The sequence below is a fragment of the Pseudoclavibacter sp. Z016 genome (genome assembly GCF_002931215.1).
GTDB lineage: Bacteria > Actinomycetota > Actinomycetes > Actinomycetales > Microbacteriaceae > Pseudoclavibacter.
The window spans coordinates 45,367-59,372 of record NZ_PSTU01000020.1 but is presented as its reverse complement, the minus strand read 5'-3'; the positions used below and the strand labels follow the sequence as shown (position 1 = coordinate 59,372).

Genomic DNA, 14,006 nt, shown 5'->3' with positions numbered 1-14,006 from the left:
GTACGCAGGTGCGGCGACCGCCGTCGCGATCACTGGGAGGGACCAGGCAGCGCCTTGGACGATTGATCGGCGGGTGACGGTGGATTGCTGTTCGGGGGAGGGCATGGTCTACCACTTTCTTCAATGCGGGGGCAAGACGGTTGACGTGCGGCGCACATATCGAAGTGAACTCACAGCCGCGCGCTGAGCATAGGCATAGACCGCTGTCTCGATGAAGGATGGGTGTCAACGTCTATCGGCTCAGGATTCGACGGATTTTGCATGCTGATCTGGTCTTTTAAGGTGCTTCAAGGCCCGTGTCGGTCGTATTGCTATTTCCGTTCTGCGCGTCATACCAAAATCATTCTGATCACTGCCATGTGGTTTGTGTGATCCGCGATTTCCAGGGCGACAACGGGATTTGTCCGGGGATTTTTTGCTTGAAGGCGTGGCACCTGCCATCTTTTTTGTCCCATAACGTGACGAATGGGGCCCCGACTTCGTCTCTACGTAGAGCCGAGCAACCGCCAGGGACGTTGCTGCCCATGTGTCTTCCTCGGTTGTGGGCTCTTCCTTGGTGTTTACGGATGGAGTGTTTGTGTCGCCACAGCCGATCAGTTCCCGATTCGAACTTCGCGAAGATGCTGAACGTGCAGATCTCTCGCGGGCGATTTCTCTCTCTATCGATGAGGTTGGACAGGCTGCGGAGGACACGGCGCGCGGTTGGGGGTGGCACCTGCAATCGCCCGCGGAGGAGTTCGCACTGCGCGGTGACGTGGTGAAGAACGAGACTTTCGCGCTGAGTCGCTATTGGCACCCGGCAGCGTCGTTCCGCTACGAGGCTCCGCGGGTGTTCGCGGGGGGATCCGCTCGGATGCTCCTGGCCTGTCTCGAGGGTGAGGTTGAGGTTGAGGTCGCAGGGGTCACGGAGAGGCTGACGCCCGGCCGCGTGCTCTTCGCGAACCCCGAAGACCTCGCGGGCAAGCGGGCGGAGGTGCCGGTCAGTAACTTGATGGTGATCTTTCCCCGTTCGCAGCCGGTCACGGACAACTACGTGAGTGAGGCCGTGGCGTCGGAGGCGTATCTGCGTATTCTGGTCGATGCCTCAGCTTCCATTCTGAGTAGCCGTGCGGGCGTGGAGGATGCCGCGTTCAAGCGGGTCGGGCTGGCCGTAGAGGCATTGATTTGGGCGCTCGCTACCCACACTGAACTTCGAACGCTGCCGAGCGCCAACAGCGAGCTCGCTCGCGTCTACAGCGAAGCCGTGAAGTATGTGGCCCTGTTCGCCGGAGATGCGGCGACCACGGTGTACTCGATGGCAACAGCGCTTGGAGTCTCGCAGCCACACCTCTATCGCGCTTTCGTAGCGACGGGCGAGACACCGTCGGTGTATCTTCGGCGCGCCCGCGTGCGCCTCGCGGAGCGGTTGATCGCAGATGGCGTGACCGCTGGCATGGCTGCGAGAGGGTCCGGCTTTGGAACCGTCAGGCGCATGAGAAGCGCAGTCGCCAGCGGATCGATTCCCGACTCTGAGGGGGCTGCGCCTCATTGAACGAGTTCGCCTCAGGTGGAGCGGGCACGAGAACCATTTTTCTTGAACGGCAGGTGATACCGTGCGGTATCACTACTTGGAGGTTCGCATGTCTACTCAGCTTGAAGACCGCGCCAAGGAGGCGCGTTTGCTCCGTCGTCGTTCTGAGCTGGATCGGCTCACGTACCGTCGCAAGGTGGCCGAGCTCGCGGAGCTTGGGTCGCAGCGGGAGATAGCGCGGGCTCTCGGGATCGCGCAGCCAAATGTCTCAAAGACACTCAAGGTTGCAGCGGCTGCACCGCCGCTGGTGGAGGGGTTCTCGGGCGCTGACCCGTACGAGATTGCAGAGCGGTACTCCATCGGTGAGTTGACGCTGTTCCAGCTTGTCGAGGAGCTGTTGCGGTGGGACTACTTGCCGACGCAGCGCACGGACGGGTACAACGACCTGCTGTTCTCGGTGCCGGGTTCATGGGATGACATCGTGCGCGCCGAGAGTGAGGGACTGATCGGCCTTGATGTGTACGGGTTCGTGCAGCGCGAAACCGCTGCGCTGGACGCGCGCCAGGAGGCCGCGGGGGAGCGCTACCGTGGGTTCACCCATGAGGAGGCGAACGAGGCCGCGCAGCGGTTCGTTGAGGCTGCCTCTGGTGATGTGCTGGCCGGGGCTGCCTAGTGGTCGATACGTCGCTGGTGGAGCGTCACCGGCGAGGTGTGGTGGAGCTTTCGCGTGTTGGTGCGGCGCTCGCTCCGAGTGCGCCGACGGCCACGATTCGGAACCCTGAGTGGTTCGTCACGCAGCGCGGGGTGTCGACGCCGACGCCGCAGCGTCGCGAGCTCCACAAAGCGCTGAAACGCGAGTACCTGGAGAAGTACCCGGACGTGCGCAACGAGTCACGCGCCATGGTGCTCGCTGGCCCTCCCGGCGCGGGCAAGTCGACCGCCAAAGGTGAGGTGCTGGGCGAGCGGTCGGAGCAGTATCTAACGGTGGACGCGGACGAGTTCAAAGCGATGCTAATGCGTGAAGCGCTGCGCGATGGCAGCTACGAATCGTTCATCAAGCCGGACGCGGTGAAGTCGCTCGAATCGAGCGGTGAGCAGTTCTTCCCGTTGGAGCTTGCGTCGCTTGTGCACGAGGAGTCCTCGATGCTCGCGAAAGAGCTTCGCGACGAGGCGTTGCGCGAGGGGAAGAACGTCATCATCGACACCGTGTTGTCGTCGGAGACGAGCGCCCGTCAGCTCGGGCAGCAGCTCGCAGCCGAGGGGTACACGGCCGAGGTGTTGGACGTCGAAGTGTCCTACGACATCTCGCAGGGACGCATCGCGAAACGCTGGCAGCAGTCCTACGAGGAAGCCACCGAAAAGGGCGGGCTCGGTGGCCGTTGGGTGCCCAGTGAATACGCACGCAGCGTGTTCGATGGACCGAACGGCAAAACCAAGTCCGAGGCTGCCGCGAAGGTGCTCGCTGAGGAGTGCCCGGTGGTGCAGCGCTATCGCGTCTATCGCACCACGCAGGAGAGCACGCCCGAGCGTCCCGCGGTCGCGTCCTGGGAGGTAGACATGCAACGTGCGTCACGAGGCGGACCGCTCGTCGATCCGCAGGCCGCAGCAGCTGCAAAGCACTATCAGGCGAACACCCCGCCACCGCCGCAGATCGACCCGAATCGAGGGACCGACTTCGGTCGGTAAGCGTCGCAGCAGACGAACGAGCCCCTGCCATGGTGACCCATGGCAGGGGCTCGTTTCGTGACGACGATTGTCCACGCTACTGTTGGTCTGCGTGCTGCTCTTCGCCGCCATTAGTGTCAGCTTGGGAGGAGGCTGCCGCCACCTTCGGTTTCCGAGCCGAGCGTGCGCGAACGCGCTTCTTCTTGTCCGGCTCCGCGAAGCCGATGTCACGCAGCGCCTCCGCACTCCACCCGGCCTTGACGGCCGCCGAGTAGGCGCGCACGTCGGCGGCTTCCGCATCGCGCAGCAGCTCCGCATGGTGCGCCTGGAGCTCAGCGAGCTCGCGCGCCGTGTCTTCCCGCACGTCGGTGATCGACTGCCGCGCGGTGGCGAGCTGCCGAATCGCTTCGATTCGGTCCTGCTCCGCACGCTTTGCGCGTTCTACGGCCTCTTCAATGCTCACGTCTTTGCTCATAGCCCCATCGTAGAGATGGGGAGCGAGGACGTCGAGCGCGGAGCGCCTTCCGAAATGCGGGCGCAGACCGCTGGACGCAGTACCCGTCTCTCGACGTGAGCCGCTGCGCACCGAGTCCGGGACGGAGCAAGCTATACACTTAGGTTCCCTAAGTTGGCTTGGCCCTCGACATTCTGCCGCGGGCTTGGCACACTGGACGTGTGGTCCCCGCGGATGCGGGTTCGCTGCGCTAGGCCGGAAGGGGAGTGGTGTTCATGGAGGAGCAGACCCCCGGTGCGCGGTTCTTTACTCGTCGTCGTCGCGCGAATGCGCCGGTGGCTCGGCAGCACTTCCACAAGGTGAAAGTGACTCCCGAGGAGGAGGGGGAACTGCTGCGTCTCGCGAACGCGCAGAACGTGACGATTCCGCGACTGCTTGTTGAATCGGCGTTGGCCGCGGAGACGGGGGAGACGTCGACGCAGCGTCGCGAGGCGATGGCGAACTTGTTCGCGCTGTACCGCCTCATGGCTGCGATCTCGAACAACGTGAACCAGATGGCGAAAGCGACCAACGCGACCGGTGCGGTTCACGCGGATATGGCCGCGACGCTCGCGAAGGTGCGCGAGGTCGCCGACCACATCGACGCAGCTCTTGATGGGTTGAGTGACGCCCGATGATGCCCAACGTGGTGCGCGGAGATCGCATGGCTGGGCTCATGACGTACCTGGTGGGTCCTGGGCGCTCGAATGAGCACGAAGAGCCACACCTGGTCGCGGGCGATGGGCCGCTGATGACGTGGTTCGACGAAGCAGAGTTGGGCCGCGATAGTGCCCTCGCGATTGCTCGTCACCTCGACCGGCCGAAGGAGATGTACGGCACCGAAGTCAACGGCGGTCACGTGTGGCATGCGTCGCTGTCGCTGCGCGCCGAAGAAGGGCAGCTGACGGACGAGAAGTGGCGGGAGATCGCGGAAGAGTTCGTGCGTGAGATGGGGTTCGACGACCACGAGGGAACGAAGGCCCCGTGCCGCTGGGTCGCTGTACGTCACGGCGTCTCGACGAACGGCAACGACCACATTCACATTGCCGTGAATCTGGTTCGTGAAGACGGCACGAAGGCCGCCATCCACAACGACTACCACCGTGCGCAGCAGATCGCTCGCGCACTGGAGCAGAAGCACGGGCTGCAAGAACTGGAGTCGGCGCAGAAGGAGCGCGCGACGCGTGGCTACGACCCCGCCGAGCGCGAGGCGCAGGCGCGGTCACGGGCACGAGCTCGCCACGAGCGGGAGCGCACGAAGAGCGACGCTCAGATGCCCGCTTGGGACGCACTGCCCGGCACCGACCGTCAGGCGAAGATCGCGGCCGAGCTGCGCACAGATCAGCCCCGATACCTCCTCGCGCTGCGGGTGCGTGGCGCTGCCACCGCGTCGCAGGACGAGGGTGAGTTCGTGCGGCGCATGCGGCGGAACGGGCTCCTGGTTCGTCCCCGATTTGCGGACGGTCGAACCGACGTCGTGACGGGGTATTCGGTTGCCGCTCGGCCCAGCTACGGTGAGCGCCCGATTTGGTACGGGGGAGGTCAGCTGGGCCGCGATCTCGCGCTGCCGAGGCTGCGCGCAGAGTGGCCCGACACCCCCACGGGTGCGTCTGACGCGGCGAAGGAATGGGAAGCCGCGTACCGAGGACGTCGCGCCGTCTCGCCTGGACGTGAGACGCAGGAGATCGACCCGGACATGTGGGCGCAGCGCAGTCAGCAGCTCACCGAAACCGTGAACCGGTTGCGGGAAGTTCCGATGGAGGATCGCGAGACGTGGGCGCGGGTCGCTCGTCAGTCCGCGGGCGTGCTCGCGGCCTGGTCCACGGCCACGGAAACCGAGCCCGGAGAGCTCGCGCTGGCGTCCGAGTCGCTGTCGCGTTCCGCGCAGACCTACCGGCACTCCGAGCGTGCATCGAAGGTCGACATGCAGGCACTCGGCGGCACCGCCATGCTCGTCGCGTCGGCGGCTCGCGGCGGTCAAGGGTTGACCGCGCAACTGGCGATGATGCGGCAGATGATGCGCCTCACGCAGGCCGTCCACGAAGTCGTGAAGCAGGACGGTCAGACCCGGTACGCAGAGCACATCGCCAACGACACCCGGTTCCGCATCGAAACCATCCGCGACCAGCTGAAGACGGCCGTCGCGAACACCTCGCCTGCCACGGCAGATGCGCCAGCAACGACCACAACCGCGGAGCGAGACCTGTCCCACCTGGACCCCGCTGCGCGTCGCGCAGCGGAGCACCTCCGGTTGAACCAGCCCCGCCCTGGCGAGCAGCTGCGTTCACCCGTGCCGGAGCCGCTGCAACCACCACGAGTCCATCAACCCGACGCCGACCGCGGCGTGAGTCGCTAGGAAGGAAACAGAGATCATGGCTGAGGAATCAGACGGCATCGAGGAAGCCTTCGAAGGTCAGATGCGGATGGTCGCGATGACCGCCGCCCGCGCCGGGGAGATGTTCGCCCGAGCGCGCCAAGATGCGCAACGTCGAGCGCAGCAAAGCAGCGAGCGGGAAGCGCGTGAGCTCCAGACGCGCCTCACCGCGGAACGCGACCTGGCTCGCACGCAGTACGCCGACGTGCAGCGCCCCGAGTGGTGGGATCGCGCGACACCCGACGAGATCGGGCAACGCTTCCAGACCGCACGCGCCTGGCAGAACGACGACCCGCAAGCGGCCCGCGCCGAGGAGATCATGCGAGGCGAGATCAAGTCCCGGTACGGCATCGACGTGCCCACGGATGGACGAGGCGTGACCGGTGCACAGGTCGGCACCGCAGTGCAGGGCAGCCTCGACCAGGAGCAGGCGGCAGCCGAACGCACACGCGCGGAACGAGAGCGCACGGAAGCGTTGCTGCTGGACGCGGACGCCAGCCGCGACGACCGCGACGCGGACGAAGCCCGCAGCGCCGCCGAATTCGAAGCAGACCCCAACGACCGCGAGCGGGCTGCGCAGGAAGCCGTGCAGCGCGACTCCGAGTCCGTGACCACCCGCGACAAGGGTGAGGTGCTGTACGACAGCGCCGAGCGCCGCGACGCGACCGCGCGCGAGCTCGAAGGGCGCGGCATCGACCCCGACGCCATCAAGGCCCGCATGCACCAAGACATCGGCCAGGGAACTCCACCCAGCGCCGCCGTTGCGAACGGCGGACCGAAACGCGCTCCCAAGGCTCGCGCACCCAGGGCCAAGGCAGGCCCACAGGCTGAGCTCGGCCGGTAACGCAAACGACGACGAGGGCCGCGGTGGAAAATCCACCGCGGCCCTCGTCGTGCGCTCATTGCGCGAACGTCACCACATGTCTGGAGGACGCGTGTAGGGCAGCGGCTCGCCTGCCCGGTTCTTGTTCTCATCGGCGTAGACCTTGGCTCCCGCGAATGGCCCGTGGGGGTCCATCAGGACTCGCATGTGTGGGTCGGCGTGGTTGATGTACCAGGCGCTGAGCCCGGTCGCGCCGTCGAGGCGCATGTGTTCCCACGACCGCCACATCGCGTCGAGCCGAGAGATCGCCTCCGGGTACTTCCACCACTCGGCCGCCCACACCCGCTGCTGTCCGTCGATGGGGCGGGAGAGTCCTTCGATGACGAACCCCCGCACGAACTCGTCGACGTTTGCGTACACCGTCGTTGGTTCTGCGACAGCTTCGGACGCATCGTCAGACGCAGCGTCGTTGCTCTCGCGGCGCTCGTCGGGCGCGGGCGCGAACGGAGCTTCCTCGTCCTGCTCTTCCCAGTCGTCACGCACGGTTCAACGCCTCCCAGCCGCGGCCCTTGCGCTGCTTCTCGTCCGCCTGGACCGCGCGCAGCTCGTCTTCGGCTTCGGCAATGGTGGCGGTGCCGAGCGGGTCGTGACGCTTGATGCTCGCGCGCACCTTGTCGGCGTGCGGGCCGGTCATCCACGGCTTGGTGCGGACGAGCATGGAGCGAGAACCGGAGGCAAGCACGATCGCTCGCCCCTTGGGGAGCTCTGCGAGCTCGGACGCTTCGAGGATGCGTTCGCGGCGCAGCTGCTGCGACACCGAACGCTGCCCGCGGCCGGTTGAGGTGGAGGTGGTGCGCCGGTCCCGGTCTCCGATGAGCTTGGACAGCATCTCCAAGAACTTCTCCTCACGCACACCGCCGCCGTAGACCGCGATGTTTGAGGCCGACCAGAGCTTGTGCATGCCGGACTCGCCCCACACGTCCACGCCCTGTGACCAGGACTGCAGAATCGTCATGAGGATGATGCCGCGCGACCCGTAGTGCGAATACAGGCTCGGGAGCTGCGCCCACCGGCACACGTTCGCGGCCTCATCGAGGACACACACGAGGGGCTTCGCGAGACGCCCACCGGGAGATTGCTTCGCGAGCTCTTCGGCCGCCTCAGTGACGGCGACCGTGAGCGCGGTGACCAAAGGGCCGGCGGTGCCTGCGCCCTCCAGCGAGAGGCTGTAGAGCGTGGCTTCTGAGCGCACGAAGGCGGCCGGGTTGAACTGCTCCCGGGTGTCGTGTTCGCCTTGCGGGTTCACCCACGCGGCCACCTGCCGGTTCGTGAGGCACGCGGCTGCCTGCATGGCCGTGCCGTAGATGCCGCCGCGCTGCTTGTCGGAGAACGCGATCACGCCGCGCACCTGGTCAGCAATGAGCGTGTGCCCGTGGTCTTCGAGGATTGCGGCTGCTTCCGGGTTCGTGGGCTGCGTCAGCCACCGATAGACGTCGGTGATGGGTCGGTTGGCGCTGGCCGCGGCGAGCAAGAGCGCCGCGAGGAGGTCTTGCCCCGTCGCGTCGAAGTAGGCGTCGCCCTTGGAGCCGGTCTCGCGAGAGCCCATCACGAAGTGACCGGCGAGCTTCTTCGCCCGCACTTCATCGGTCACGTACGACAGCGGGTTCCACCACCACGTCGGCTGCTCCTCAGCCACGCCCTGCGGATCAAATACCCACACCGCGCCGCGCTCGGCGCGGGGATCGCGGGTCGCGTCCACAACGTCGCGCTTGTTCGAGGTGACCAGCACGCCCCCTGGAGCGTCGAGAATCGACGGCACCGCGCGACTGGTCGTCTTGCCCGTGCGAGGCCCCCAGATGTCGATATGCGTGTCCTCGTAGGAGCCGTAGACCGGCTTCCCATCGAACACGAGGTCTCCGACCTTCAACCCGGGAGAGCCGGTGACGCCGAGACGCTGCGCGGTCGCGGCGACCGCTTTCAAGCTCACACCCTCGACGGCCTTGCCGTGGCCCATGTAGGTCGCGGCGGCGTCGACGCGGGAGCGACCGCGGCGGAAGTACCAGCCGAGCAACCACGGGGACGCCACGAGCAATGTGATGAGCAGCCCAACTGCTACTGCGATGACCGTGCCCAGCACCCCCGGCCATGCCACATCTCCAGACAGGACGCCGAACAGCACCTCCCACGGGTTCTTTGGCACCGTGACGCCGCTGCCCGTGAGCTGGTGCCCCAAGTGCATCCCCGAGTAGATCGCGCCGCCCACGACGACCAGGAGCCCGATGCAGACGAACATGAACTGCGCGCCGCCCGACATGGAGCTGGCCTCCGCGCGGCGATTGCTCTGCTGCGTCATGCTGCACCCTCCTCGTACTCGTTGTCACCGACACGGGATTGCTCGTGCCAGCGCGTGTTCGTGTCGCTCATCAGGTCATCGGCGGCCGTGAACTGCACGTCGACGGGGATGCCGGGGCGCCCACCCACTTTCACGAGGAACTTTCCGCGCCCGGGAGGGGTCGCTTCCTGGTTCGTTGTCGGGTCCCATGCGGGCGGGTCTTGCCAGCCGACCAGCAGCTCTTGCTCCGCTCGGGAGAGCGGGATAGCGGAGGTGAGCTGCGGCATCTCTGCGCCGGGGAGGCCGCCGCAGATGACCATGCCCGCGCGCTCCACGAAGCCCTTCGCCTTCATCCGGTCTTCCTCCGAGGACAGCGCGAGGAGGTCGCTCATCGTGTGCGTGACCATCGCCATGCCCACTCCTCGAGTTCGGTTCAGACGGGTCAGCGCATCCACGCGGTCGACCATGCCGCGGCCAGCGCGGAGGGCTCGCCAGAGCTCGTCGAGCACCACGAAGTAGTGGCGGCGCGGCTCCAGGCCCGCGTCAGCGAGGGCGTTCGCGACGTTGACCGTGCCGAACCCAGCGGACCAGCACGCGAGCAGCGCTGCGGCCTGGAGGTCCATTTCGGAGTCGTCGATGGAGGAGACGTCGTAGACCACGGGCCGGTCGCGGCGCATCGGGTTCGTCGTCGGCTTGGAGAAAATTTCCCCGAGTCGGCCACCGCCCGTGAGACCGATGAGGGAAGCTTCGAGGTCTTCGGTGATCTCCTTGTACCGCACGTCGCTGCCACGGTCGAGGGCGACCGCGCGCACTTCTAGTGGCGGGTCCTGGATGACTTTGAGGAGATCCCCCAGAACAGGCACTCCCTCGTGGTGCTCGTCGAGGACCTTCAACGCACGGTCGAGGATGGTCTCTTCACGGTCAGTTGGAGGAGCGCCACGCATGATCGTCAGGAGCGCGGAGACCATCGTGTGACGGCGGCCGTGCGCGTCCGCGAGCACCTGGAGTGCTTCTTTCTCGTAGCCCTCCGAGCGCAGACGCCTGGCGGCTTCCGTGGACTCGCCGGGGTCGAGGATGTTGAGGTAGCCGCGGCCGCGGCCAAGCTCGATGACCTGCCCGCCGAGGGCCTGGATCATCACCAGGTAGTCCGGCTTCAAGTCGCCCAGCACCATGGGGATCACGCCGTAGCCAGAAAGGCCGGCTGCCATCCGCCGGATGATTGAGGACTTCCCCAGCCCGGGCTTGCCGAGCACGAACACGGACGGGTTCGAGATGAGCTTGGCCCGCTGGAACCAGGAGATGGGATCGCAGCAGAGCGTCGCGCCCGTGTGAATGTGACGGCCGAGCGGCACGCCCACCATAGGCGTGCCGGTCCCGATGGCAAACGGCCAGAGGCCGCACACCTGGACGGTCGTGCCGCGCCACTCCTGGGGAGCCTGCACGTACGTGGATTCGCCGCGGCCCTTGCCGATCCAGCCGCGCATCCCGGGCCGCTTGGGTCGGGGTTGTTGGGGCTCGGTAGCCGAGGCGCGTTTCTGCAAAAAGGTCGCGTCCTTCGACGTTTTTGTCGCATTCTTCGATGATGTTGTTGTGCGTCGCATCAGGGTCACAGCTTGTCCCTCAGTTCAGCTGGCACCTTGACGTGCTTCTGGAGCACTAGGCCCAGCGGCAGGGCTGCCGCGAACGCGGAGTCCTGCGATCCGAAGACCGGACGCACACGCAGGCGTGCGGTCGCGGCCAGGTTGTCGATGGCGGCCCTTGCATCGGCCACCATGTCGAGGTCGTCGACAGTTGCCGTCACGAGCACGCCGAACTCGACGAGACCCGCCCCCGAGGCTTCCTCGCGGGCTGTCGCTTCCGCAGCGCGGATGCCGAGGCTGTCACGGGCGGAAGGCTTCGCCGTCGCGGTCGCGCGGAACTGCGCAGCCGACAGGTCGGCTTCCACGATGGCGGCAGCTCGTGCCGAGTCGATGGGCCGATACAGCAGCGTGATCCGCTTGCGCGCAATGTCACGGTGCGGGGCCAGCAGCTTCGCGAGGACACCGGACTGCACGCTGCCGCGAGGAGCCGACGTCATCGACCAGGTGACCGAGTACGCCGAGTCATGGCGGTAGCCGCCCCAGTCGGCCTGCGCTGCCGTGGGGCCAACGTCCGGCCAGGTCAGCTCGGGCGTCTCACCGTTCGCGTGCGCCTCATCAATCAGGGCGGCCGCGGCCGGGTCATACGCGATACGAACCGTCTCGCACAGCTCTTGCGCGGCGACCGGGTGCGCAGCTCCAGCGCCCGTGGCTTCCAGTCCCGCGGTGAGACCGGGGATGCGAGCGGCCAGCTCGCGCGCCATGTCGTCGGTGCTGCGCTTCTTGCCGCCGGATCGCATCGTGGCCGAGAACGTCAGCGCCACGTACGCCTTCACGGTCGAGGAGCCAGACGGGTACGAGTCCACAATGTCCGCGAGCATGCTGCGCGCGAACTCGGGCGCTGACGCATCGACGTTCGTTGCGACCTCGCGGCGCAAGCGCGTGCCCGAGTCCGGGGCGGTCTCGATGGTGACGGCCGCGGCCTCCAGGCCCGGTTCGTCCCCGATGTTGGAGAGCCAGTGCCCCCAGTCGGCCACCCATGAGTCGACTTGTTCTGGGTCGACGAGGGCTGCTCCATCGGGTTCGGTGCCGAGCACGATGGAGTAGGAGAGCGTGGCCGGCGTGTAGATGAGCGCGAACGGGCGACCGTAGGAGTCGCGGTGCTCGGAGAGGCGTGTGGGTGCGGCCAGGCCGGGGAGCTGGAACGTGCCCCAGTCGGTGCGGCCGATGGGGCCAGACCGGTACACGTTCGCACCCCGGCTGCGCGCCGCGGCGAACCCGAGGCGGGTCGCGATCCGACTCACCACGGACTGCCCGTGCGAGTCCTTCGTGACCACGGCGAGCATGAGGATCGAGAGCACACCGAAGGTGATCGCGGCCTCCAGCACGCCAACGATCATGACGATCAGCACCACCAGCACGAGGCTGCCGAGCATGAGCGCGGTTCCGACCGACCCGAGCCCCATGAGGCCGGGGGAGGTCGGACGTCGCCAGTTCCCGTAGGTACGGGGCGCGCGGTTGTTAGGGTCAACGGCTACCATCTGGGCCGCCTCCTTCTCCAGTCGATTGGTCACCGAGGTCCTTCACGGCTCCTGCCGCGGCCTTTCCTGCTTCTGCTGCCTTGCCGAGCGTCACACCCGCGGCAGCTCCAGCGGCCATGCCCACTGGGCCACCCGCGGCCCCCGCGGTCGCACCCGCTGCGGCACCGCCACCGGCTCCCGCAGCAGCTCCAGCTCCTGCGCCGGCCCCAGCTCCAGCGGTTGCTGCACCGGCACCGCTGGTCGCGGCCCCGGTCGACGCCGCGCCGGAGGATGCTGCGGCACCGGACTTCCCACCGGCTGCGCTCTGCGCTCCAGCGTTCTGCGCCGACGATGACGCGGACTGGCTGCCGGACTTCCCACCTGTAGGTGCCGAGCTCGAACCGCTGTCGCCCTTCTCGCCTGTTTTGCCGCTGTTGCCGTTCCCACCTCCACCTCCGCCACCGCCTCCGGTGGAGAGGCGGCCGAGGGCGGCTGCGCCGCTGGGGAGAGCTGCGAGGGCACCAGCGGCGAGCATGCCGCCACCGGCGCCGGCGGCCATCGACCCGACCATGGGTGTCACGAACCGCATGAGCGCGGGCATCGCGAACAGGGCAATGATCATGAGCATGAGGCCTGTGGTGACGGCGAGGATGCCGCTGCCGTCGTCCTGGAAGATGTTCACTTCCGTGCCGGTCAGCTGGAACGCGGCCGCGTAGACGATGGCAGCTGCGGGCTTGTAGAGCACGAGGGCAACGATCCAGCCCACGCAGCGCTTGAACCAGGTCTTCCCCATCTCCGTGTTGGTCGCTCCGGCTGCGACGGGCAGGATGCCGACGAGGACGACGAGCATGCCGCCGCGGGCGACCATGAGCACGATCTGGAGGAACGACACCAGGATCGCGATGAGCCCGAAGATGATGACCAGGATCGGGCCGATTGCGGCCCCTCCGGGGATGGTGGCGATCTGGAGCAGGGTCGTGATGTTCTCCCCGAAGCAAGCACTACCTTCGGTGTCCACCCCCGTTGGGCAGTTCGTCGCCGCGTTCAGCACCCACACCGCGAACTGGTCGGCTGCGCTGATGAGAATGCCGATGATCGCAGTTCCGAACGCGGTCACCGCGATGAGCGTGATGAGGCTTTGCACGAGATCGCGGCCGGGCTCCGCGCGTTTCTCCCATGCCATGCGGATGCCGCCGACGATGACTGAGAGGACTGCGACGGCACCCAGCACCCACCACAGCGAGGACTGGATGAAGAACGCGGCACCGCCGACGCCCTGTGGGCCGCCACCACGCACAATCTGCGCGATGAGGGCGCTTGCGGCGCTGATGAGGACGACGCCGCCGAGGATGAAGCCGAGCTTTCCGACCGCCATGAAGCCCTCACCCGCGCGCATGCGGGTCGCGATCTGCATAGCCAGGAAGACCGCGGAGATGACAGCGAAAACCAGACCAAGCCAGGTCACCCAACCGAGCAGCACTTCGATTTCGGTGCTGATCGGCGGGGCGCCGACCGGAACCGTGCCACCAGTGTCTGTGAGGTTCGGGGTGCCGATGTAGACCCAGATCGTCCCGAGGGACGCGATCATCTTGCCCACGCCCTCCGAGACTTTCGTGGCTGCGTCGTCTAACGCGCCGGCGGCGAGGGAGGAGGCGATGTCTTCCGCTCCGCATTGCCAGTCGAAGAGGTCGCATCCTCCTTGGTTGGTCATG

The 14,006-nt window shown here is 66.7% G+C and carries 12 protein-coding genes; 6 read left to right on the top strand and 6 right to left on the bottom strand.

All coding sequences use genetic code 11. The annotated features are described in order from the left end of the window. Positions 1–577 precede the first annotated feature (577 nt). The 3 genes from C5B99_RS17550 to C5B99_RS17540 all read left to right on the top strand — a co-directional run bounded on the left by C5B99_RS17550 (position 578) and on the right by C5B99_RS17540 (position 3,196). Entirely contained in the window at positions 578–1,531 is a 954-nt protein-coding gene (locus C5B99_RS17550) for a helix-turn-helix domain-containing protein (RefSeq protein WP_104244476.1), read from the top strand. 88 nt (positions 1,532–1,619) lie between these two features. Next, positions 1,620–2,183 carry a hypothetical protein gene (locus tag C5B99_RS17545; RefSeq protein ID WP_146082049.1) on the top strand — a complete coding sequence of 188 codons (564 nt, stop codon included), beginning with the start codon at positions 1,620–1,622 and terminating at the stop codon, positions 2,181–2,183. Beyond that, positions 2,183–3,196 (top strand): zeta toxin family protein, encoded by a 1,014-nt coding sequence (locus C5B99_RS17540; protein ID WP_104244472.1) that lies wholly within the window; start codon positions 2,183–2,185, stop codon positions 3,194–3,196. Before C5B99_RS17545 ends, C5B99_RS17540 begins: the two co-directional genes overlap by 1 nt. Before the next feature lie 76 nt (positions 3,197–3,272). Here C5B99_RS17540 and C5B99_RS17535 read toward each other — a convergent pair whose 3' ends face one another. Next, complete coding sequence (locus C5B99_RS17535; RefSeq protein ID WP_181065052.1) at positions 3,273–3,650, bottom strand: hypothetical protein; 378 nt, start codon at positions 3,648–3,650, stop codon at positions 3,273–3,275. A gap of 254 nt (positions 3,651–3,904) precedes the next feature. On the opposite strand from C5B99_RS17535, the gene mobC reads away from it, so the two are divergent. The 3 genes from mobC to C5B99_RS17520 are packed head-to-tail and all read left to right on the top strand — an operon-like array spanning position 3,905 to position 6,886. Then, positions 3,905–4,306 (top strand): plasmid mobilization relaxosome protein MobC, encoded by a 402-nt coding sequence (mobC, locus tag C5B99_RS17530; RefSeq protein ID WP_104244484.1) that lies wholly within the window; start codon positions 3,905–3,907, stop codon positions 4,304–4,306. Further along, complete coding sequence (locus C5B99_RS17525; RefSeq protein WP_104244470.1) at positions 4,303–6,024, top strand: relaxase/mobilization nuclease domain-containing protein; 1,722 nt, start codon at positions 4,303–4,305, stop codon at positions 6,022–6,024. Before mobC ends, C5B99_RS17525 begins: the two co-directional genes overlap by 4 nt. 16 nt (positions 6,025–6,040) lie before the next feature. Continuing rightward, positions 6,041–6,886, top strand: a complete 846-nt coding sequence (locus C5B99_RS17520) for a hypothetical protein (RefSeq protein ID WP_104244468.1) — start codon at positions 6,041–6,043, stop codon at positions 6,884–6,886. A gap of 69 nt (positions 6,887–6,955) precedes the next feature. Here C5B99_RS17520 and C5B99_RS17515 read toward each other — a convergent pair whose 3' ends face one another. Genes C5B99_RS17515 through C5B99_RS17495 form a run of 5 tightly spaced genes read right to left on the bottom strand, consistent with a single transcriptional unit; the run spans position 6,956 to position 14,005 of the window. Beyond that, the gene (locus C5B99_RS17515; RefSeq protein WP_258063543.1) at positions 6,956–7,408 is read right to left on the bottom strand and encodes a DUF4913 domain-containing protein; all 453 of its coding nucleotides are present in this window, start codon (positions 7,406–7,408) and stop codon (positions 6,956–6,958) included. After that, positions 7,401–9,218, bottom strand: coding sequence for a type IV secretory system conjugative DNA transfer family protein (locus tag C5B99_RS17510; RefSeq protein WP_104244466.1), 1,818 nt, complete (start codon positions 9,216–9,218; stop codon positions 7,401–7,403). The genes C5B99_RS17515 and C5B99_RS17510 overlap by 8 nt, the downstream gene beginning before the upstream one ends. Then, positions 9,215–10,798, bottom strand: a complete 1,584-nt coding sequence (locus C5B99_RS17505; protein WP_374953474.1) for an ATP/GTP-binding protein — start codon at positions 10,796–10,798, stop codon at positions 9,215–9,217. The genes C5B99_RS17510 and C5B99_RS17505 overlap by 4 nt, the downstream gene beginning before the upstream one ends. 5 nt (positions 10,799–10,803) lie before the next feature. Then, positions 10,804–12,315, bottom strand: coding sequence for an SCO6880 family protein (locus C5B99_RS17500; RefSeq protein WP_181065051.1), 1,512 nt, complete (start codon positions 12,313–12,315; stop codon positions 10,804–10,806). Next, positions 12,302–14,005 carry a hypothetical protein gene (locus C5B99_RS17495; protein WP_104244460.1) on the bottom strand — a complete coding sequence of 568 codons (1,704 nt, stop codon included), beginning with the start codon at positions 14,003–14,005 and terminating at the stop codon, positions 12,302–12,304. The genes C5B99_RS17500 and C5B99_RS17495 overlap by 14 nt, the downstream gene beginning before the upstream one ends. Between the last annotated feature and the right edge of the window lies 1 nt (position 14,006).